Annotated in this window: 17 protein-coding genes and 1 tRNA gene; 12 read left to right on the top strand and 6 right to left on the bottom strand. The window is 67.5% G+C overall.

All coding sequences use genetic code 11. The annotated features are described in order from the left end of the window. Positions 1 to 3: 3 nt before the first annotated feature. The 5 genes from recG to gmk form a co-directional block, all read right to left on the bottom strand. Positions 4 to 2055, bottom strand: a complete 2052-nt coding sequence (gene recG / locus ACYKG1_RS17280; RefSeq protein ID WP_478472762.1) for an ATP-dependent DNA helicase RecG — start codon at positions 2053 to 2055, stop codon at positions 4 to 6. Between the two features lie 67 nt (positions 2056 to 2122). After that, on the bottom strand, positions 2123 to 2509 hold the full coding sequence (locus tag ACYKG1_RS17285; protein ID WP_049461736.1) for a RidA family protein: 387 nt from the start codon (positions 2507 to 2509) through the stop codon (positions 2123 to 2125). A gap of 147 nt (positions 2510 to 2656) precedes the next feature. After that, positions 2657 to 4819, bottom strand: a complete 2163-nt coding sequence (locus ACYKG1_RS17290; RefSeq protein ID WP_262083754.1) for a RelA/SpoT family protein — start codon at positions 4817 to 4819, stop codon at positions 2657 to 2659. A gap of 106 nt (positions 4820 to 4925) precedes the next feature. Continuing rightward, positions 4926 to 5225 (bottom strand): DNA-directed RNA polymerase subunit omega, encoded by a 300-nt coding sequence (gene rpoZ / locus ACYKG1_RS17295; protein WP_005410877.1) that lies wholly within the window; start codon positions 5223 to 5225, stop codon positions 4926 to 4928. 110 nt (positions 5226 to 5335) lie between these two features. Continuing rightward, positions 5336 to 6001, bottom strand: a complete 666-nt coding sequence (gene gmk, locus ACYKG1_RS17300; RefSeq protein ID WP_032956072.1) for a guanylate kinase — start codon at positions 5999 to 6001, stop codon at positions 5336 to 5338. Between the two features lie 290 nt (positions 6002 to 6291). Here gmk and fdnG point away from each other — a divergent pair, with 290 nt between their 5' ends. From fdnG to selD, 8 genes are all read left to right on the top strand, one after another. Then, complete coding sequence (fdnG, locus tag ACYKG1_RS17305; RefSeq protein ID WP_478470997.1) at positions 6292 to 9360, top strand: formate dehydrogenase-N subunit alpha; 3069 nt, start codon at positions 6292 to 6294, stop codon at positions 9358 to 9360. A gap of 10 nt (positions 9361 to 9370) precedes the next feature. Beyond that, positions 9371 to 10288 (top strand): formate dehydrogenase subunit beta, encoded by a 918-nt coding sequence (gene fdxH / locus ACYKG1_RS17310; protein WP_100473795.1) that lies wholly within the window; start codon positions 9371 to 9373, stop codon positions 10286 to 10288. Next, on the top strand, positions 10285 to 10932 hold the full coding sequence (locus ACYKG1_RS17315) for a formate dehydrogenase subunit gamma (RefSeq protein WP_478470998.1): 648 nt from the start codon (positions 10285 to 10287) through the stop codon (positions 10930 to 10932). Before fdxH ends, ACYKG1_RS17315 begins: the two co-directional genes overlap by 4 nt. Before the next feature lie 364 nt (positions 10933 to 11296). Further along, a complete protein-coding gene (gene fdhE / locus ACYKG1_RS17320; RefSeq protein ID WP_478470999.1) occupies positions 11297 to 12280 on the top strand; it encodes a formate dehydrogenase accessory protein FdhE in 984 nt (327 codons plus the stop codon). Positions 12281 to 12283: 3 nt separating this feature from the next. Continuing rightward, the gene (selA, locus tag ACYKG1_RS17325) at positions 12284 to 13708 is read left to right on the top strand and encodes an L-seryl-tRNA(Sec) selenium transferase (RefSeq protein ID WP_478471000.1); all 1425 of its coding nucleotides are present in this window, start codon (positions 12284 to 12286) and stop codon (positions 13706 to 13708) included. Beyond that, a complete protein-coding gene (selB, locus tag ACYKG1_RS17330; RefSeq protein ID WP_478471001.1) occupies positions 13705 to 15636 on the top strand; it encodes a selenocysteine-specific translation elongation factor in 1932 nt (643 codons plus the stop codon). The genes selA and selB overlap by 4 nt, the downstream gene beginning before the upstream one ends. 24 nt (positions 15637 to 15660) lie before the next feature. After that, positions 15661 to 15756, top strand: a tRNA-Sec gene (locus ACYKG1_RS17335). 26 nt (positions 15757 to 15782) lie between these two features. Further along, positions 15783 to 16862, top strand: a complete 1080-nt coding sequence (selD, locus tag ACYKG1_RS17340) for a selenide, water dikinase SelD (RefSeq protein ID WP_478471002.1) — start codon at positions 15783 to 15785, stop codon at positions 16860 to 16862. Between the two features lie 65 nt (positions 16863 to 16927). Here the strand turns inward: selD and ACYKG1_RS17345 are convergent, their stop codons facing one another. Continuing rightward, entirely contained in the window at positions 16928 to 17788 is an 861-nt protein-coding gene (locus ACYKG1_RS17345) for a YicC/YloC family endoribonuclease (protein WP_005410888.1), read from the bottom strand. A gap of 124 nt (positions 17789 to 17912) precedes the next feature. Between ACYKG1_RS17345 and rph the strand changes: the two genes are divergently transcribed. From rph to hemW, 4 genes are read left to right on the top strand one after another with little or no spacing between them, the layout of a single operon-like run. Next, on the top strand, positions 17913 to 18638 hold the full coding sequence (gene rph, locus ACYKG1_RS17350; RefSeq protein ID WP_478471003.1) for a ribonuclease PH: 726 nt from the start codon (positions 17913 to 17915) through the stop codon (positions 18636 to 18638). Further along, positions 18635 to 19024: a VOC family protein gene (locus ACYKG1_RS17355; protein WP_478471004.1), complete on the top strand. Its 390-nt coding sequence runs from the start codon at positions 18635 to 18637 to the stop codon at positions 19022 to 19024. Before rph ends, ACYKG1_RS17355 begins: the two co-directional genes overlap by 4 nt. Beyond that, on the top strand, positions 19021 to 19617 hold the full coding sequence (gene rdgB, locus ACYKG1_RS17360; RefSeq protein ID WP_100473801.1) for an RdgB/HAM1 family non-canonical purine NTP pyrophosphatase: 597 nt from the start codon (positions 19021 to 19023) through the stop codon (positions 19615 to 19617). Before ACYKG1_RS17355 ends, rdgB begins: the two co-directional genes overlap by 4 nt. A gap of 57 nt (positions 19618 to 19674) precedes the next feature. Then, a complete protein-coding gene (hemW, locus tag ACYKG1_RS17365; RefSeq protein ID WP_262083748.1) occupies positions 19675 to 20901 on the top strand; it encodes a radical SAM family heme chaperone HemW in 1227 nt (408 codons plus the stop codon). Positions 20902 to 21020 lie beyond the last annotated feature (119 nt).

A 21020-nucleotide genomic window follows, 5' to 3' on the forward strand; every position in this document is an offset into this window, starting at 1 on the left:
CACTTACGCCGAGGCGTAGCGCACGGCCGTGCCGATCCAGCGCTGCACCACGCGGTCGGCCAGCGCGGGTTGCTGGTCCAGCAGGCGCTCGGCCAGCGCGTGCACGCCGGGCAGCAGGCCGGCGTCGCGGGCCAGGTCGGCAATGCGGAAACCGGCCAGGCCGGTCTGGCGGGTGCCGAGCAGTTCACCCGGGCCACGCAGCTCCAGATCCTTCTCGGCGATGACGAAACCATCGTTGGTTTCGCGCATGGTCTGCAGGCGCTCGCGCGCCATCTGCGAGAGCGGCGCCTGGTATAGCAGCACGCAGCGCGACACCGCCGAACCACGGCCGACGCGGCCGCGCAGCTGGTGCAGCTGGGCCAGGCCCAGGCGCTCGGCGTTCTCGATCACCATCAACGAGGCATTCGGCACGTCCACGCCCACTTCAATGACGGTGGTTGCCACCAGCAGGTCGATGTCGCCGGCCTTGAACGCCACCATCGTCGCCAGCTTTTCGGCGGCCTTCAGGCGGCCATGCACCAGCCCAACGCGCACGCCCGGCAGCAGCGCCTGCAGCGATTCGAAGGTGGCCTGCGCGGGCGTTGCATCCAGCTCCTCGCTTTCCTCGATGAGCGTGCACACCCAGTACACCTGCCGCCCTTCCTGGCAGGCCAGCGCGATGCGTTCGATCAGCTCCGGACGGCGGTCATTGTTGAGTGCGACGGTCTGCACCGGCGTGCGGCCTGGCGGCAGTTCGTCGATGGCCGAGACATCCAGATCCGCGTATTCGGACATCGCCAGCGTGCGCGGAATCGGCGTGGCGGTCATCACCAGCTGGTGCGGCACACTGTTGCCGCCCGCGCCCTTGTCGCGCAGGGCCAGCCGCTGGTGCACGCCGAAGCGGTGCTGCTCATCGACGATGGCCAGGGCCAGATCCTGGAATACAACCGCTTCCTGCATCAGTGCATGGGTACCGACCACCACCTGCGCTTCGCCGTTGGCGACCTGTTCCATCACCTTGGCGCGCGCCTTGCCGGTGACCTTGCCGGCCAGCCAGGCGATGCGCACGCCGAGCGGTTCCAGCCAGCCGCGCAGGTTGTTGAGATGTTGCTCGGCCAGCAGTTCGGTGGGGGCGGCCAATGCGACCTGCTTGCCCTGCTCCACCGCCAGCATCGCCGCCAGTGCGGCCACCACGGTCTTGCCGGAGCCGACATCGCCCTGCACCAGCCGCAGCATCGGGCTGGGCCGCGCCAGGTCCTCGCGGATCTGCTTGAACACGCGCGCCTGTGCACCCGTCAGCGCGAACGGCAGCTGTTTCAGCAGCGCCTTGGCCAGCGTGCCGGGGCCGGCCAGCGGCGGCGCATGGTGCGCCTGCAAGGCAATGCGCTGGCGACGCAGGCTGAGGTGGTGGGCCAGCAGCTCCTCCATCGCCAGGCGACGCTGCGCCGGATGGTTGCCTGCGGCCAACGCGGCCAGATCGGCATCCGGCGGTGGCCGGTGCACGGTCAGCAGCGCACTGCGCAGCGACGGCAGGCCGAGGCCATCCAGCCAACCACTGGGCAGCAGTTCCAGCGTGCTTTCCTCGGGCAGGCGATCCAGGGCCTGGCCGATCAGCTTGCGCATCGTCATCGGGCCCACGCCTTCGACGGTGGGGTACACCGGGTCGAGGCGGTCGCCGAGTTCGGGATCGTCGTTGCGGCCCAGCACCTGGTAGCTGGGATGGACGATTTCCAGGCCAAGATGACCGGGCTTGGGGGTGCCGAAGCAGCGCAGCCGGTTGCCGACCGCGAACTGGCCGACCTGCTGCTGACGGAAATGGAAGAAGCGCAGCACCAGGGTGCCCTGCCCTTCGTCCTCCACCGCGACCTTCAGCATCGGCCGGTAACGCATGCCACGCTCGACCGCGACCACCCGCCCTTCCACCTGCGCCGGCACGCCGTTGCGCAGGTCTTCGATGCGGGTCAGCCGGGTCCGGTCTTCATAGCGCAGCGGCAGATGAAGCCAGAGATCCTGCAGGGTGGCCAAGCCACGCGCCTGCAGTTTGGCGGCCACGGCCGGGCCCACGCCCGCAAGCATCGCCAGGGATGCTTCGCCGGACGGTGACAGGACCGGGGTGACCGCCGCCTTGCGTGCCACGTGGCGGTCAGTCGATGACCATCACCGCGTCGACCTCGAAGTTGGCGCCCTTCGGCAGGCCGGAGACTTCGATGGTGGAACGGGCCGGATACGGCGCCTGGAAGTAGTCCTGCATGACCGCGTTGACCTTGGCGAACTCGCCCAGGTCGGTCAGGTACAGGCCCAGGCGCACGACCTTGTCCAGCGAGCCGCCAGCGGCTTCGGCCACGGCCTTGAGGTTGTCGAAGGCGCGGCGGGCCTGTGCTTCGACGTCACCAGCGCCAACGACATCGCCGGTGGCCGGGTCGAGCGGGATCTGGCCGGAGAAGTACACAGTGTTGCCGGCGCGCACGGCCTGCGAGTACGGGCCGATGGCGGCGGGAGCCTTTTCGGTGTTGATGATCTGGCGGGACATGGGACGCTCCGGTGCTTGGGGGAAAACAGAGCGGTGATTGTACCGGGTGGGGGCGGTATCGGCTGGGATCGGATCCGTTTCCCGGCGGGAAATGGATCCGACCCCATGCGTCGTGTGCGCGGGACATCATCCACGCCTGGCGTGGACCTACTGGCGGCGCACCGACTGCACGACCGACAGGCGGCGCAGGCGGCGCATGACCTCGGCCAGGTGGTTGCGATCGCGTACCTGGATGTTGAACGCCAGCACGGCGGCGTTGAAATCGCGGTCCAGGTAGTCCACGCGCTCGATGTTGGAGTGGCTCTGCGCGATGGCGGCGGCCAGCTGCGCCAGCACGCCGGTGCCGTTCTCCACTTCCACCACCAGCGAGGTGTCGTAATCGCCGGAGACGGTGGTGTCCCAGCCGATCGGCACCCAGCGCTCGGGCGACTTGCGCAGCTCGGCCAGGTTCGGGCAGTCCATGCGGTGTACCACGATGCCCTTGCCGGCGGTGTGGTAGCCCATGATCTCGTCGCCGGGAATCGGCTGGCAGCAGCCGGCGAAGGTGACCACGCCGCGCTCGCTGCCGTTGATCAGGATCTTTTCCTGCGAGTGGTGGCGCGAATGCGGGCCGCCCCGCAGTTCGGCGTAGGCCATCAATGCCTGCGCGGCCTGGGTCGGCATCCAGTTGCCGAGCGCGACCTCGGCCAGCAGCGCCTCCAGGCGGGGGAAGCGGTGTTCGGCCAGGAACGCATCCAGGCGCCCCTTCGGCAACCGCTCCAGCGACGAATCCATCGCTTCCAGCGCCCGGTCGAGCATGCGGTGGCCCAGCTGCACGGCGTCTTCGTGCTCCAGCTGCTTGAGCTGGTGGCGGATGGCGGTGCGCGCCTTGCTGGTGACCACGAATTCCAGCCACTGCGGTTTCGGCGTGGCCGAGCGCGCGGTGATGATCTCCACCGACTGGCCCGATACCAGCTTGGTGCGCAGTGGCACCAGTTTCTTGTCCACGCGCGAGGCCACCGCCATGTTGCCGACGTCGGTATGCACGGCGTAGGCGAAATCGAGCGCGGTCGAGTTGCGCGGCAGGGCCAGGATCTTGCCCTTCGGCGTGAACAGGTAGACCTCGTCCGGGAACAGGTCGACCTTGACGTTGTCGAGGAATTCCAGCGAGGAACCGGCGGCGCGCTGCGAGTCGATCAGTTCCACGATCCAGGCGTGCGCGCGGCTCTGCGCACTGTTGGGCGAATCGCCACCGAACTTGTAGGTCCAGTGCGCGGCCACGCCGCGCTCGGCGATCAGGTCCATCTCCTCGGTACGGATCTGCACTTCGATCGGCGAGCCATACGGCCCGAACAGCACGGTGTGCAGCGACTGGTAACCGTTGGCCTTGGGAATGGCGATGAAATCGCGGAAGCGGCCATCCAGCGGCTTGAAGGTGGCATGCACCGAACCCAGCGCGTGGTAGCAGCTGGGTACGCTGCGCACCACCAAGCGGAAGCCGAACACATCCATCACCTGGTCGAAGGTCTTGTTCTCGTCGCGCATCTTGTTGTAGATGCTCCACGGGGTCTTGATGCGGCTGATCAGCCGATGCTCGATCCCCTCCTTGGCCAAGCGTTGCGACAACTGCACCTCCACCTGCGCCATCGCCTCGCGGCGCACCACCGGCTGGCTGCGGATGTGTTTTTCGATGATGGCGTGGCGCCACGGGTACAGCGCCTTGAAACCGAGGTTCTGCAGCTCGCTCTTGACCAGGCTCATGCCCAGGCGCTGGGCGATGGGCGCGTAGATCTCCAGCGTCTCGCGGGCAATGCGGCCGCGTGCCTCGCGGCTCTGCGCGCCCAGCGTGCGCATGTTGTGCAGGCGATCGGCCAGCTTGATCATGATCACGCGCAGGTCGCGCGACATCGCCAGCAGCATCTTGCGGAAGCTCTCGGCGGCCGCCTCCTGGCGGTCGCGGAACTTCAGCTTGTCCAGCTTGGTGACGCCGTCGACCAGTTCGGCCACGGCTTCGCCGAACTCGGCGGCCAATGCCTCGCGGGTCAGCGGCGTGTCTTCGATGGTGTCGTGCAGGATCGCGGCGATCAGCGCTTCCACGTCCAGGCCGAGCTCGGCCAGCACCTGGGCCACGGCCACCGGATGGGTGATATAGGGCTCGCCCGACTTGCGCGTCTGCCCAGCGTGCGCGGAGGCTCCGACTTCCCAGGCACGGCGCAACAGCGGCAGCTGTTCCGGCGGCAGGTAATGGGCGGCGCGTTCAAGCTGGAGGACGTAGTCGGGTACGGCGGCAGTGGGGGCTGCGGCGACCTTGGCAGTGGGGCCTGGGTTCATGCCCGCAGCCTATTCCAGCGCGACGTTTACGGCAAATCCTGAATGCGAAACAGCCCGCACGGGGCGGGCTGTTCGGCACATCCAACAATTACGTTGATCGATGCGATCAATCGTCGTTCTTGGACATGTCTTCGTCGGCGACCACTTCTGCGGCGGCCCACTCCAGCGCTTCGCGCTCGGCGCGCTCACGCTCGGCCTTCTCGACTTCGTCGATCAGCGCGTTGTCGATCTTGCGGGCGGCGATTTCGCGCAGCGCCAGCACGGTCGGCTTGTCCTCGGTCTCGCTGTTGTCCAGCGTGGCCTGCACGCCGTTGGCGAGCTGGCGGGCACGCTTGGAAGCCATCATGACCAGTTCGAAACGGTTGTTAACGACTTCCAGGCAATCTTCTACGGTGATGCGGGCCATACGGGCTCCCGGCGACCGGTCGGCCGCTCAGTCGAATGAGGGAAAGGGGGCGAAGTGTACCGGCAGGGGCTGGACAAAATCAAGCCAACCCCCACCCGATTCTTTTGGAATCAGTCAGTTGCACCCGGATCGGGGGTCAGCAGGGCCTGGATCAGGCCGGCGTGGCGGACCTTCTGGGCCTCCCGGCGCAGGCGGCTGGCGGTGAAGATGGCGCACAGCTCATCGACGGCGGTGTCGAAGACCTCGTTGACGATGACGTAGTCGAACTCGTTGAAGTGCAGCATCTCGTCGCGGGCCGCGCCAAGGCGCTGGGCGATGACCGCCTCGCTGTCCTGGCCGCGCTTGCGCATGCGGTCCTGCAGGGCCTGCTTGGACGGCGGCAGGATGAACACGGTGACCGTGCCCGGCACCAGCTGGCGCACCTGCTGCGCGCCCTGCCAGTCGATTTCCAGCAGCACGTCCTGGCCGGCAGCCAGCTGCGGCTCCACCGACTGGCGGGCGGTGCCCTTCCAGTCGCCGTGCACCCAGGCATGCTCGAAGAAGTCGCCGGCGGCGATCATTTCCTCGAACCTCTCCGCAGAGACGAAATGGTAGTGCTGGCCGTTCACTTCACCCGGGCGCATCGCGCGCGAGGTGAAGGAGATCGACAGGGCGATCTGCGGGTCACGCGCCAGGGTGGCGTTGACGATGCTGCTCTTGCCGGCGCCGGACGGCGCGGCAACGATGTACAGCGTGCCGCGCGCAACGGCGTCCGACGGCTTCGACGGAGCGCTCATGCGGGGGATCCAACGGGTTGATTTCGCAAAATTTTTCCTCGGTGTTCCTGATCCGGCGCGGAGGATCGCGCCAGGACGGCGGGAGCTGCGCGGAACATCCTGGAACCAGGCCCGGCAGACGCTTCCCCGGGGTGCGGGCACGCAACTTTACCAGAGCAACCCCGTCGCGCGCCCTCCCGGCAGGCGCCGGGCCTTGTGCCACATGGGCATCCGGGGGCCTGTGCTATAACCGGGCCGTAGCCAACGACAGCCCGGAGGCCTGCGCCTCCCCGCCATCCCAGGAGAACGGCATGCCATCGATGAGCCGCCGCCAGTTCCTGAAAGTGACCGGGACAACCCTGGTCGGCTCCAGCCTGGCACTGATGGGCTTCGCGCCCGGCGTCGCGCTCGCGGAGGTTCGGCAGTACAAGCTGACCCGCGCGACCGAGACCCGCAACACCTGTACGTACTGTTCGGTGGCCTGCGGCATCCTGATGTACAGCCTCGGCGACGGTGCCAAGAACGCCGAGCCGAGCATCTTCCATATCGAGGGCGACCCGGACCACCCGGTCAACCGCGGCACGCTGTGCCCGAAGGGTGCCGGCCTGGCCGACATCATCCACAGCAAGTCGCGCCTGCTCTACCCCGAGTACCGCGCGCCGGGCTCGAACGAGTGGAAGCGGCTGAGCTGGGACGATGCGCTGGACCGCATCGCGCGGCTGATGAAGGAAGACCGCGATGCAAACTTCGTGCAGAAGAACGAGGCCGGGCAGACGGTCAACCGCTGGCTGACCACCGGCATGCTGGCGGCCTCGGCCACCAGCAATGAAACCGCGGTGCTGACCCACAAGGTCGTGCGCTCCCTCGGCATGTTGGCATTCGACAACCAGGCACGTGTCTGACACGGCCCGACGGTGGCAGGTCTTGCCCCGACGCTAGGCCGTGGTGCGATGACGAATCACTGGGTCGACATCAAGAATGCCGACCTGATCCTGATCATGGGTGGCAATGCCGCCGAGGCACACCCATGCGGGTTCAAATGGGTGACCGAGGCCAAGGCACACAACAAGGCCCGGCTGATCGTGGTCGATCCGCGCTTCAACCGCTCGGCCGCGGTGGCCGACGTGTACGCGCCGATCCGTACCGGCACCGACATCGTGTTCCTGGGCGGCCTGATCAACTACCTGCTGACCGAGGACCGCATCCAGCACGAGTACGTGCTGAACTACACCGACATGTCATTCCTGGTGAAGGACGAGTTCGCTTTCAACGACGGCCTGTATTCGGGCTACAACGAGGAAAAGCGCAGCTACGACCGTTCCAGCTGGGACTATGCCTACGGTGACGATGGCTTCGTGCGCAGCGACCCGACGCTGAAGGACCCGCGCTGCGTCTACAACCTGCTCAAGCAGCACTACGCGCGCTATACCGTGGAGATGGTCGAACGCATCTGCGGCACGCCGGCCGACAGCATCCGCCAAGTGTGGGACATGATCGCCTCCACCGCCGGCAAGGACAAGGCGATGACCATCCTGTACGCGCTCGGCTGGACGCAGCATTCGGTGGGCGCGCAGAACGTGCGTGCCGGCACCATGGTGCAGCTGCTGCTGGGCAACATCGGCGTGGCCGGTGGCGGCATGAACGCGCTGCGCGGGCATTCCAACATCCAGGGCCTGACCGACATCGGCCTGATGTCCGACCTGCTGCCCGGCTACCTGACGCTGCCGAAACAGGACGAGCAGGACTACGACGCCTACATCGCCAAGCGCACGCAGAAGCCGCTGCGCGCCAACCAGATGTCGTTCTGGCAGAACTACCCGAAGTTCCACGTCAGCCTGATGAAGTCCTGGTGGGGCGACGCGGCCACCGCCGACAACAACTGGTGCTTCGACCACCTGCCCAAGCTCGACAAGCCGTACGACATGCTGCAGGCGTACGAGCTGATGAACGAGGGCAAGATCCACGGCTACATCTGCCAGGGCTTCAACCCACTGGCCTCGGCGCCGAACAAGGGCAAGCTGATCAGCGCGTTCTCCAAGCTGAAGTTCATGGTCAGCATGGACCCGCTGGAAACCGAGACCATCGCCTTCTGGCAGAACCATGGTGCGCTGAACGACGTCGACCCCAGCACGATCCAGACCGAAGTATTCCGCCTGCCGACCACCTCCTTCGCCGAGGAGAACGGCGCGGTGGTGAATTCCTCGCGCTGGCTGCAATGGCACTGGAAGGGCGCCAATCCGCCGGGCGAAGCGCGCAGTGACATCGAGATCATGTCCGAGCTGTTCCATCGCATCAAAGCGATGTACGAGAAGGACGGTGGTGCATGGTGGGAGCCGGTGCGCGACCTGGCCTGGAAGTATTCCAACCCGGAACTGCCGACGCCGGAAGAACTGGCGATGGAATACAACGGCAAGGCGCTGGCCGACGTGTTCGATCCGAAGGATCCGACCAAGCTGGTGCGCAAGGCCGGCGAGCAGCTGGCCGCATTCGGCGACCTGCGCGACGACGGCAGCACCTCCTCTGGCTGCTGGATCTACATCGGCGCCTGGGGCCCGGCCGGCAACATGATGGCGCGGCGTGACAACAGCGACCCCACCGGCATCGGCAACACGCTGGGCTGGGCCTGGGCGTGGCCGGCCAACCGCCGGGTGATGTACAACCGCGCTTCGTGCGATGTGGCTGGCCAGCCGTTCGATCCGCGCCGCACGCTGCTGGCCTGGAACGGCAGGAACTGGGGCAGTGTGGACGTGCCGGACTTCAAGGCCGATGAAGATCCGGCCGGCGGGATGGGCCCGTTCATCATGAACCCGGAAGGCATCGCCCGCTTCTTCGCCAAGGCCGGCATGGCCGAGGGACCGTTCCCGGAGCACTACGAGCCCTTCGATACACCGCTGCGCAGCAACCCGCTCAGCCCCGGCCAGGCACTGACGCTGAATAATCCGGCGGCACGGGTGTTCGCCAGCGATCGTGCACAGATCGGTTCGCCGGACGAGTTCCCGCATGTGGCCACCACCTACCGCCTGACCGAGCATTTCCACTTCTGGACCAAGCACGGCAAGCTCAACGCCATCATCCAGCCCGAGCAGTTCGTCGAGATCGGCGCGGCGTTGGCCGACGAGCTCGGCATCAACAACGGCAGCCGCGTGCGGGTCAGCTCCAAGCGTGGCCACATCGAAGCGGTGGCGATGGTGACCAAGCGCATCAAGGCCCTGCAGATCGATGGCCGGACCGTGCACCAGGTGGGCGTGCCGATCCACTGGGGCTTCCTCGGTGCGGCCAAGCCCGGATACATCGCCAATACGCTGACCAACGCCATCGGTGACGGCAACTCGCAGACGCCCGAATCGAAGTGCATCCTGGTCAAGGTCGAGAAGGTGTAGGAGACACGCCATGTCACTGCAATCGCTGGACATCATCCGCCGCTCGGCCACCACCACGCCCTCGCCGGAGGCGCGCGGTGCGCACACCGGCCAGGTCGCCAAGCTGATCGATGTGAGCAAGTGCATCGGCTGCAAGGCCTGCCAGGTCGCCTGCATGGAATGGAACGACCTGCGCGACGAGGTCGGCAGCTGCGTCGGCAGCTATGACAACCCGCCCGACCTGAGCGAACAGTCGTGGACGGTGATGAAGTTCCGCGAGTACGAGGACGAGAAGGGCAAGCTGGAATGGCTGATCCGCAAGGAAGGTTGCATGCACTGCAGCGACCCGGGCTGCCTGAAGGCCTGCCCGTCGCCGGGCGCGATCATCCAGTACGCCAACGGCATCGTCGACTTTCAGGAGGAGAACTGCATCGGCTGCGGCTACTGCGTGACCGGCTGCCCGTTCGACGTGCCGCGCATTTCCAAGAAGGACCACAAGGCCTACAAGTGCACGCTATGTTCGGACCGGGTGGCGGTGGGCCAGGAACCGGCCTGCGTGAAGACCTGCCCGACCGGTGCGATCACCTTCGGCAGCAAGCAGGCGATGACCGAGCATGCCGCCGGCCGCGTGGAAGACCTGAAATCGCGCGGCTACGAGAACGCCGGCCTGTACGACCCGCAGGGTGTGGGCGGCACCCACGTGATGTACGTGCTGCAGCATGTGGACAAGCCGGAGCTGTACGCCGACCTGCCCAAGGACCCGCGCATCAGCCCGATGGTGGAAGTCTGGAAGGGCGTGGCCAAGCCACTGGGCGTGCTGGCGATCGCCGCCACCGCCTTCGCCGGCTTCCTGCATTACATCGGCATCGGCCGCAACACGGTCAATGACGAGGAAGAAGAGGAAGCCGAACACGAGGCGAAGCAGATCGAAGAGGAGCAGCGGCCATGAAGTACGCCCCGCACCCGCGGCAGATCATCCGCTACCGCGCGCCGACCCGCATCAACCACTGGATCGTGGCGATCTGCTTCGTGCTGACGGCGCTGTCCGGGCTGGCGTTGTTCCACCCTGCCCTGTTCCCGTTGACCCAGCTGTTCGGTGGCGGACCGTGGACGCGCATCCTGCACCCGTTCATCGGCCTGGCCATGGTGATCGGCTTTACGTTGCTGGCGTTCCGCATGTGGCGCGACAACCTGCCGACCGCCGATGATGGCAAGTGGATGCGCGGCATGCGCGATGTGCTGCGCAACGAGGACGAGAGGCTGCCGCCGGTGGGCCGCTTCAATGCCGGCCAGAAACTGCTGTTCTGGGCGATCATTGGTTGCCTGTCGGCACTGCTGCTGACCGGCTTCGTGATCTGGCGGCAGTACTTCAGCCACTTCTTCCCGATCGGGGTGATCCGCTTCTCGGTACTTGCCCATGCGCTGTTCGGCTGGGTGCTGGCCTGCGCGATCGTGGTGCACATCTATGCGGCGATCTGGATCAAGGGGTCTGTGCGGGCAATGACCCAGGGCAAGGTGACCTACGGGTGGGCGTACAAGCATCACCGGCAGTGGTTCCGGGACATCCTGCGCGGACGACGGGAACAGGGTTAGCGGCAGGGCCTGCGGCCCTGCACCCGCCTCGAGCCAAGGCAACAGCAACAGCGGCTATCCGTGGGATGGCGGGGTGGGTCAGGTTGCGGGGGGCGCTGCAAGTACATCCATGTAAGCTCGGTCGCCGCATCCATGCGGCTCACGCCCCCGCAACCTGACCCACCCCGCCCTCGACAGTTTCCCGCTGCTGTTGGTGGGTGTCGACCTTGGTCGACACAATGAACATGGCAACAAGCGATGGGGTCAGATCCGCTTTCCTATGGAAAACGGATCTGACCCCAACCATTTCAAATGGCCGGCAGTGCGCTGGACGCCAGCGCTGACAACAGCGAGGATGGAAGCTGGTTCTCCTGGCTGGCCCTGCATGGCGCAACGCATCCTTGAACCCGGTGAGATCGAGACGCTCGCCTCGCGCGATGTTCCGCGCATCATCCTGCCCGATGTCGCTTCCCTGTTCGTCGCACGCGCGGCACGTCTGCGCAGCCTGGCCGCGCACAGTGCCATTGGTGGCTACCTGCAGCTGCTGGCGGCACTGGCCGATGCGCAGCAGGCGCTGCTGGAGGCGTTGACACCCCAGCAACGCGAGGCGCTGCAGGACCACGCGCGCGCGCAGCAGTCCAGCGCGGCCGCCAGCGCCGGCATGCCGTTGCGGCCAGCCAATATGCTTCACCTGGATGGGTGCTGGCGCGACTGGCTGCGCATGCTGTGCCAGCACTGCGGCGAGGAAGCCGGTCTGCCGGCGGAAACCCGCAGGGAACTGCAGCACGTTGCCGCTGCCGACGACGCGTGGCTGGATGCACAGGCGCATGCGGTGCTGGAGCGTGATGACGCGCCGTCGGTGGATGCGGTCGCTGCGCTGCTGGTGATGAATGCACTGCAGGTCTACTGGGCGGTGCTGGCGGACAGCTTCCGCCCCACCGACCTGAAACCGTTGGCCGATGCTCCGGGCCTGTGCCCGCTGTGCGGCTCGCTGCCAGTGGCCAGCGTGGTGCAGGCACGGCCGCCCTATGCGTCCTACCGCTACCTGTCGTGCTCGCTGTGCGCCTGCCAGTGGCACTACGTGCGCGTTCAGTGCAGCCAGTGTGGTGCTGCCGGCAAGGACATCGCCTACCGCGCCCTGGCTGATGTGGACGGCGACAGCGGCGAGGCCGTGCGCGAGAGCGCGGTCCGTGCCGAGACCTGCGACCATTGCCACAGCTATCGCAAGATCCTGTATCTGGAGAAGAACCCCACACTGGAGCCGGTGGCCGATGACCTCGGCACGCTGGCACTGGACCTGCTGCTGGGCGAAGAAGGTTATGCACGCGCCAGCCAGAATCCACTGCTGTGGCAGTCCGACGGTGACTGACCGATGCCACGCACGCCCCCCATCCCTGCATCTGCCGCTACCCTGCCCTCGCTGGACCGGCTGCTGCGCCTGCCGGCCTTGTCACCACTGATTGACGTCCACGGCCGCAGCCGCATCACCCACCTGCTGCGCTCGCACCTGCAGATGCTGCGCGACCGTATCAGCGCCGGCCAGCTGTCGACCGCGCAGCTGCAGGAAGCGGTTGACGGCCCGGCACTGGTCGCAGCGCTCGACGCCGCCCTCGCCGCGGATGCACGGCTGGACCTGCAGCCGATGTTCAACCTGACCGGCACCGTACTGCACACCAACCTCGGTCGCGCATTGCTGCCCGATGCCGCCGTGCACGCCGTCACCCGCGCGATGACAGCGCCGGTCGATCTGGAATTCGACATCACCCGCGGCCGCCGCGGCGACCGCGATGCACGGGTGCAGGCGCTGGTCTGCGAACTGACCGGCGCTGAGGCCGCCACCGTGGTCAACAACAATGCGGCGGCGGTCCTGCTGCTGCTCAACAGCCTGGCCAACCGACGCGAGGTGGTGGTGTCGCGCGGCGAACTGGTGGAGATCGGTGGCGCCTTCCGCATTCCCGACGTGATGCGCAGCGCCGGTGCGCGGCTGCTGGAGGTGGGTACCACCAACCGCACCCACCCGGCCGACTTCACCCACGCCATTGGCGCACGCACCGCACTGCTGATGGAGGTGCATGCCAGCAACTACACGATCAGCGGCTTCACCGCCAAGGTCGACACCGCGGGGATGGCCGCGATCGCGCACGAACATGGCTTGCCACTGGTGGTGGACCTGGGCAGCGGCAGCCTGTGTGATCTGGCCTCGTTCGGCCTGCCGCACGAGCCCACCGTGCAGGAAACGCTGGCGTCCGGCGCCGACCTGGTTTGCTTCAGCGGCGACAAGCTGCTGGGCGGGCCGCAGGCCGGCATCATCGCCGGTCGCGCCGATCTGATTGCCCGTATCAACCGCAACCCGCTGAAGCGAGCGCTGCGCATGGACAAGATGGGCCTGGCTGCGCTGGAAGCGGTGCTGGCCCTGTACCGCGAACCGGAGCTGTTGGCGCAACGGTTACCGACCCTGCGCACCCTGTCGCGCTCGCAGGACGACATGGATTCGCAGGCCCAGCGCCTGCTGCAGCCGATGCGTTCCGCGCTTGCGGCCGACTACAGCCTTGAACGGGCGTCGATGCACAGCCAGATCGGCAGCGGTGCGCAGCCAGGGGCGCAGCTGGCAAGCGCGGGGCTGCGCATCACCAGCGCGCGTCGCGGCGGACTGGACCGTTTGGCCAGGCGCCTGCGCCAACTGCCGCGCCCGGTAGTGGGCCGTATCGCAGAGGACGCGCTGTGGCTGGACCTGCGCTGCCTGGAACCCGCCGACGAAGTGGCCTTCCTGGCCCAATGGAGCATGCTGCAGGCATGATCGTCGGGACCGCCGGGCATATCGACCATGGCAAGACACGCCTGGTGCGCGCACTGACTGGCATCGAAACCGATCGCCTGCAGGAAGAGCGTACGCGCGGCATCTCCATCGAGCTGGGCTACGCCTATGTCCCGGTGGAACGTTCGGGCAATGAAGGCCCTGCGACCACGCTGGGTTTCGTCGACGTACCGGGCCATGAGCGCTTCGTGCACACGATGGTGGCTGGCGCCACCGGCATCGATGTCGCCCTGCTGGTGGTCGCCGCCGACGATGGGGTGATGCCCCAGACCCGCGAGCACCTGGCGATCCTGCTGATGCTGGGCGTTAACCGGGGTGCAGTGGCCCTGACCAAGATCGACCGCGTGGATGCGGCGCGCATCGCCCGGGTCGAGATCGAGATCGCTGCGCTGCTGGCCGCGACACCGCTGCAGGATTCACCTCTGTTCGCCTGCAACAGCACCGCGCCCGGCGATGCCGGCATCAGCGCACTGCGAGCCCAGCTGCACGCGTGGGCGGCGGACGACGCCAGCACGCGCCAAGCCGAACTGCGCAGCGAGCTGTTCCGCATGCCGGTGGACCGCGTGTTCTCGTTGCCCGGCCACGGCACGCTGGTGACCGGCGCGGTGCACGGCGGCATCGCCACGGCTGGCGAGCACCTGCAACTGATGCCCGCCGCCACCGATGTCCGCGTGCGCAGCATCCACGCGCAGAGCCAGCCCAGCGAACACGCCATGGCCGGCCAGCGTTGCGCGTTGAACCTGGCCGCCATCGCCCGCGACGAGATTCATCGTGGCGACTGGATTGCCGACCCGCGCGCACTGCTGGCCACCACCCGCGTCGATGTGCGCCTGCGGCTGTCCGCGCGGGCCGTGGCGCTGCGCGACTGGGCGCCGCTTCACATCCACTGGGGCACGATGCATCGCCAGGCGCATGTGGTGCTGCTGGAGGACCAGGACGAAGGCGATGGGCAGCTGGTGCAGCTGGTGTTCGACGCGCCGGTCTGCGCGATGTGTGGTGATCGCTTCATCGCCCGCGATTCATCGGCCACCCACACCCTGGGCGGTGGCGTCGTACTCGATCCGGACCCACCGCAGCGGCGCCGGCGCAGCACGGCACGGCTCGCATGGCTGGGGGCACTGGAGCAGCTGGCGGCCGGTGCCGGTGTTGTCCCCCTGCTGCAGCAGGCACCTGCCGGCATTCCCCTCACCTCCCTGCAACGGTATTGCCGACGTGCCGCCGACCAGATCGAACTACCTGAAGACGCGCGACGCATCGCTACCCGCGAAGACACGGTGATCATCCTTGCCTTGCACTGGCAGGCGTTGCGCGAGCAGGTGATCACCTCACTGCGTGGATGGCATGAGCGACGCCCCGACGAACCCGGTGTCGACAGTGGACGCCTGCAGCGCAGCACCCTGCCCGCGCTGGCGAGCAGCCTGTGGAATGCCCTGCTGCAGGATCTGCTCGCCGATGGCACGCTGCAGCGCGTGGGCGCATGGTGGCGCTTGCCCGGCCACGATCACGCACCGCCAGAATACGAACGCCTGCTGCTCGAACGCGTACTGCCGCAACTGCATGCCGGTGGCTTCGACCCGCCGTGGGTGCGCACGCTGGCCGCCGATCTCGGCCTCGCCGAAGACGATGTCCGCGCCCCGCTGCGCCGCGCCGCCACGCGCGGCGAACTGTTCCAGGTGGTACCTGACCTGTTCTATGCACCCACCCGCATCGCCGAGCTGGCCGCCATCGTCGCGCAGCTGTCACAGGCCAGCGGCACGGTGGATGCGGCGGCCTTCCGCGATGCCATCGGCCTGGGCCGCAAACGCAGCATCCAGATCTTGGAGTTCTTCAATCGCGTTGGCTACACTCGGCGCGTCGGTGACCAGCATCGGCCGCGCGGCGACCTGCAGTGGTACGCAGCCCACGAGTGAGCCCACCGGTACCGCCGTACTTTCGGAAGGCATGCGCATCCGGGCATGCGGCTGGGCTTCAAACCCAGTAGGGGGCGTCGATCGTTCCCTGGTAGGTTCGACTCCTGCTGCCTTCCGCCATTCGTGTTTCCGCAGGAGATGTCGGCATGGCCACGCACGCGCAGTCCCCCGCTCCTTCAACGGCCGATGTCCCACAACGACTGACGTCTCTCGCGCATGGCGGTGGCTGCGGCTGCAAGATCGCGCCGGGCGTGCTGGCTGATCTGCTGCGCGGGGTCCCCTCGCTTCCGGCACCGGCTGAGCTGCTGGTCGGCCGCGAGACCAGCGACGACGCGGCGGTGTATCGCCTTGATGACCATCAGGCGATCGTCGCCACTACCGACTTCTTCATGCCGATTGTCGACGACCCGTTCGACTTCGGCCGCATCGCCGCCACCAACGCGCTGTCGGACCTGTATGCGATGGGCGCGCGCCCGCTGTTCGCGCTGGCCATCGTCGGCATGCCGATCAACACCCTGCCGCAGGACACCATCCGCGGCATCCTGCAGGGTGGCGAGCGCGCCTGCGCCGATGCCGGCATCGTGGTTGCCGGCGGCCACAGCATCGATTCGGTGGAACCCATCTACGGCCTGGCCGCGATCGGCGTGCTCGATCCGCAGCGGCTCAAGCGCAATGCCGATGCCCGCGCCGGTGATGTGCTGGTGCTGGGCAAGCCGTTGGGCGTGGGCATGTATTCATCGGCGCTGAAGAAAGAAGTCCTGGATGCCGAGGGCTACCGGCAGATGATCGCGTCGACTACCCGCTTGAACAGCGTGGGCGTGCCACTGGCCGCGCTGGACGGCGTGCACGCGATGACCGACGTCACCGGCTTCGGCCTGCTCGGCCACCTGCTGGAAGTGTGCCGCGCCAGCGGCGTCGCCGCCGAAGTGGACAGTGCACAGGTGCCGCTGCTGCCGCAGAGTCTGGACCTGCTGCAGCGTGGCTGCGTGACCGGTGCCTCCAGCCGCAACTGGGCCTCGTATGGTGCCGAGGTGCGCTTCGACGAGGGCTTGGCCGCACACTGGCAGCCGCTGCTGACCGACCCGCAGACCAGCGGCGGCCTGCTGGTGTCCTGTGCCCCGGAAGCGGTGGATGCGGTGCTGGCCTGCTTCCACGACGCCGGATTCGGCCAGGCGGCCGTGGTGGGGCGCTTGAGCGAGGGAGCGCCGGCCGTCAGGGTGCACTGATGCACTGATGCGCTGAAACAACAAGGGCACCCGAAGGCGCCCCTGCTGTACGGCTGGATGCAACATCACTCGATGTTCTGCACCTGTTCGCGGATCTGGTCGATCAACACTTTCAGCTCCACCGCCGCATTGGACGTACGGCTGTCCACCGACTTGGAGCCCAGCGTATTGGCTTCGCGGTTGAACTCCTGCAGCAGGAAGTCCAGGCGGCGGCCGACCGGTTCGCGCTGCTTGAGCACGCGCCGGATCTCGACGATATGGCTGCCGAGGCGGTCCAGCTCTTCATCCACGTCCAGCTTCTGCAGCCACAGCACCAGTTCCTGCTCGGCGCGGCCGGGGTCGACCGGGTGTGGCAGGTCGGCCAGGCGTGCGGCCAGCTTGGCGCGCTGCCCGTCGCGAATGGCCGGAATCAGGGTGCGGACTTCGGTGGCGATGCGTTCGATGCCGTCCACACGCTCGCTGATGGCCGCGGCCAGCTTGCCACCTTCGCGCTCACGGGCCTCGACGAAGCCGTCCAGCACCTGGTCCAGCAGGGCCAGCGCCTCGACCTGCAGGGCGGCGGCATCCGTGGCCTCGCCGCGGGTCACGCCCGGCAACTGCAGCAGATCGGTGAAGCTGACCTGCAGGTTCGGGAAATCGGAGGTCAGGCGGTGGGCCAGGCGGCCCAGCTGGCCCAGCAGGGCCTCGTCCACCTGCAGGTTGGCCGCCGCTTCCGGCGCGCGCAGGCGCATCACCAGATCCAGCTTGCCGCGGCTCAGGCGTGCGGCAATGCGCTCGCGCAGCTGCGGCTCCAGCGCCCGCAGTTCCTCGGGCAGGCGGGTTCCGACCTCCAGGAAGCGGTGGTTGACCGAGCGCAGCTCGCAGCCCAGCGTGCCCCACGGGGTGACCCGCTCGCCGCCGGCGTAGGCGGTCATGCTTCGAATCATGGATTGTGTCCGGTGCGTGCAAAGGGGGAATGGTACCCTAGCGCCCTCACCAGAGCCCCCTTGCCCGCCCCGTGAAGGCCGCGGGCGTGGCGGCGTACTCCCACGCCATTACGGAACCCGCACCATGTCCGATTCCCGCCCCAGCGGCCGCCAGCCCGACCAGCTCCGCCCGGTCGTCATCCAACGCGGCTTCACCCGCCACGCCGAAGGTTCGGTGCTGGTGTGCTTCGGTGAAACCCGTGTGCTGTGCACCGCCAGCGTCGAGAACCGCGTGCCGGGCTTCCTGCGCGGCAAGGGCGAAGGCTGGGTGACCGCCGAGTACGGCATGCTGCCGCGCGCCACCCACACCCGCAGCGACCGCGAAGCGGCCCGTGGCAAGCAGGGTGGCCGCACGCTGGAGATCCAGCGCCTGATCGGCCGCAGCCTGCGTGCCTGCGTGGATCGCAACGCGCTGGGCGAGCGCACCATCACCCTCGACTGCGACGTGCTGCAGGCCGACGGTGGCACCCGCACCGCTGCCATCACCGGCGCCTACGTGGCGCTGGTCGATGCGGTGAACGTGCTGATGAAGCGTGGCGACATCAAGCGCAACCCGATCCTGGGCGCAGTGGCCGCCGTGTCGGTGGGCGTGTACCGCGGCACCCCGGTGCTGGACCTGGACTACGCCGAAGACAGCGACTGCGACACCGACATGAACGTCGTGATGAACGACGGCGGCGGCTTCATCGAGCTGCAGGCCACCGCCGAAGGCCATGCCTTCCGCCGCGATGAACTGGACGCGCTGCTGGGCCTGGCCGAAAAGGGCGTGCGCGAGCTGCTGGACGCGCAGCAGGCGGCGCTGTCGGCATGAACCGCCGCATCGCCCTGGCCACCCTGGTGGTGGCCGACTATGACGAAGCCATTGCCTGGTACACCGGCAAGCTCGGCTTCGCGCTGCTGGAGGACATCGACCAGGGCCACAAGCGCTGGGTGGTGGTCGGCCCGACCGACGGCGGCGCTGCCGCCCTGCTGCTGGCCCGTGCCAGCGACGAGGAACAGCGCAGCCGCATCGGCAACCAGACCGGTGGCCGGGTCGCCTTCTTCCTCAACACCGGTGACTTCCACCGCGACCACGCGGCGATGCTGGCTGCCGGGGTCGAGTTCCTGGAAGCGCCGCGCGAAGAACCCTATGCAACGGTCGCGGTGTTCCGCGATCTTTATGGCAACACCTGGGACCTGCTGGAGCCCCGTCAATGAAGAAACTGGTACTGGCCAGCCACAACGCCGGCAAGCTGGTGGAGATGCAGGAGATCCTCGCCGACCTGCCGCTGCAGATCACCTCGGCCGCCGAACTGGGCCTGGGCGATGTGGAAGAAACCGGCCTGACCTTCGTCGAGAACGCGCTGCTGAAGGCGCGCGCGGCCTGCGAAGCGACCGGCCTGCCGGCGCTGGCCGATGATTCGGGCCTGATCGTCGATGCCCTCGGCGGTGCACCGGGCCTGTACAGCGCGCGCTATGCCGGCCACCCGACCAATGCTGCAGCCAACAACGCCAAGCTGCTGGACGCGATGGCCGACGTTCCCGATGGTCAGCGCAGCGCCCGCTTCTATGCGGTGATCGTGCTGCTGCGCCACGCCAGCGACCCGCAGCCACTGATCTGCGAGGGCCGCTGGGAGGGCCAGATCATCCGCGAACTGCGTGGCACGAATGGCTTCGGCTACAACCCGGTGTTCCTGGACACCACCCACGGCCTGACCGCTGCAGAAATGGAGCCGGCCCTGAAGAACGCCATCAGCCACCGTGCCCTCGCCCTGCAGCAGCTCAAGCAGCAGCTGGCCACCTGGCTTTGACGCCTTGCTGAATACCCCAGGGAAGCCGGCCAGCGGCCGGCACTACCGATGACGCCCATGCCGCACGCCCACGACCACTGCAACCACCTGCCCGGCGAAGCCTGCCCAGGCGACCATGACACCGCGCCGCGCCTGGTACCACCGCCACTGTCGCTGTACGTGCACCTGCCGTGGTGCGTGCGCAAGTGCCCGTACTGCGATTTCAATTCGCACCAGGCCAAGGGCGAGCTGCCGTTCGATGCCTACATCGATGCACTGCTGCGCGACCTGGACCAGGACCTGCCGCTGGTCTGGGGCCGGGTGGTGCACAGCGTGTTCTTCGGTGGCGGCACGCCCAGCCTGTTCCCGCCGGAAGCGATCGACCGCTTCCTGCAGCAGGCCAGCGCCCGCCTGCGCTTCGCACCCAATGCCGAAATCACCCTGGAAACCAACCCGGGCACGGCCGAGCATGGCCGTTTCGACCGCTACCGCGCAGCCGGCGTGAACCGCCTCAGCTTCGGCATCCAGAGTTTCGACGATGCGATGCTCAAGCGCCTGGGCCGCATCCACGACAGTGGCGAAGCCGAGCGCGCGGTGAAGATGGCGCAGGACGCGGGCTACGACAACTTCAACATCGACCTGATGTACGCGCTGCCGGAACAGACCCTGGCCGGTGCCGAGGCCGATCTTGAACGCGCGTTCGCGCTGCAGCCGGCGCACATCTCGCACTACCAGCTGACCCTGGAACCGAACACGGTGTTCTTCGCGCGGCCGCCGCAGGGCATACCCGATGAAGACAACGCCTGGGACATGCAGGAACACTGCCAGGCGCTGCTGGCGCAGGCCGGTTTCGGCCAGTACGAGGTCAGCGCCTACGCGCGCCCCGGCCGGCAGAGCGCGCACAACCTGAACTACTGGCGCTTCGGCGACTACCTGGGCATCGGTGCCGGCGCGCACGGCAAGATCAGCTCGGGTGCCGAGGAACACGTGCTGCGCCGCTGGAAGCTGAAGCATCCGCAGGCTTACCTGGACAGTGCCGGTACTCCGGGCTCGTTCGGGGGTGACGATGTGATCGCACCCGAGCGCCTGCCGTTCGAGTACATGCTCAACCTGCTGCGCCTGCACGAAGGTTTCAGCCTGCGCGATTTCGAGTCGCGTACCGGGCTGCCGCGCAGCGTGCTGGACGCCCCCCTGGCCGAGGCCGTCCAGCACGGCTGGCTGGAAGTGACCGACGGCCATGTGCGGCCGACTGAACTGGGCCGCCGCTTCACCAACGATGTGGTGAGCCTGTTCCTGGAGGCGTGATCCCTGCCGCGGCAACGGGTAGTGCCGGCCGCTGGCCGGCGCAGGCAAGCGACATTCACCCTAAAGTAGCGCCAACCGCGGCCGACACGGTAGATTCACAGAATCGATCCGCGGGAATC

The sequence above is a fragment of the Stenotrophomonas sp. 85239_Sma genome (assembly GCF_056481725.1).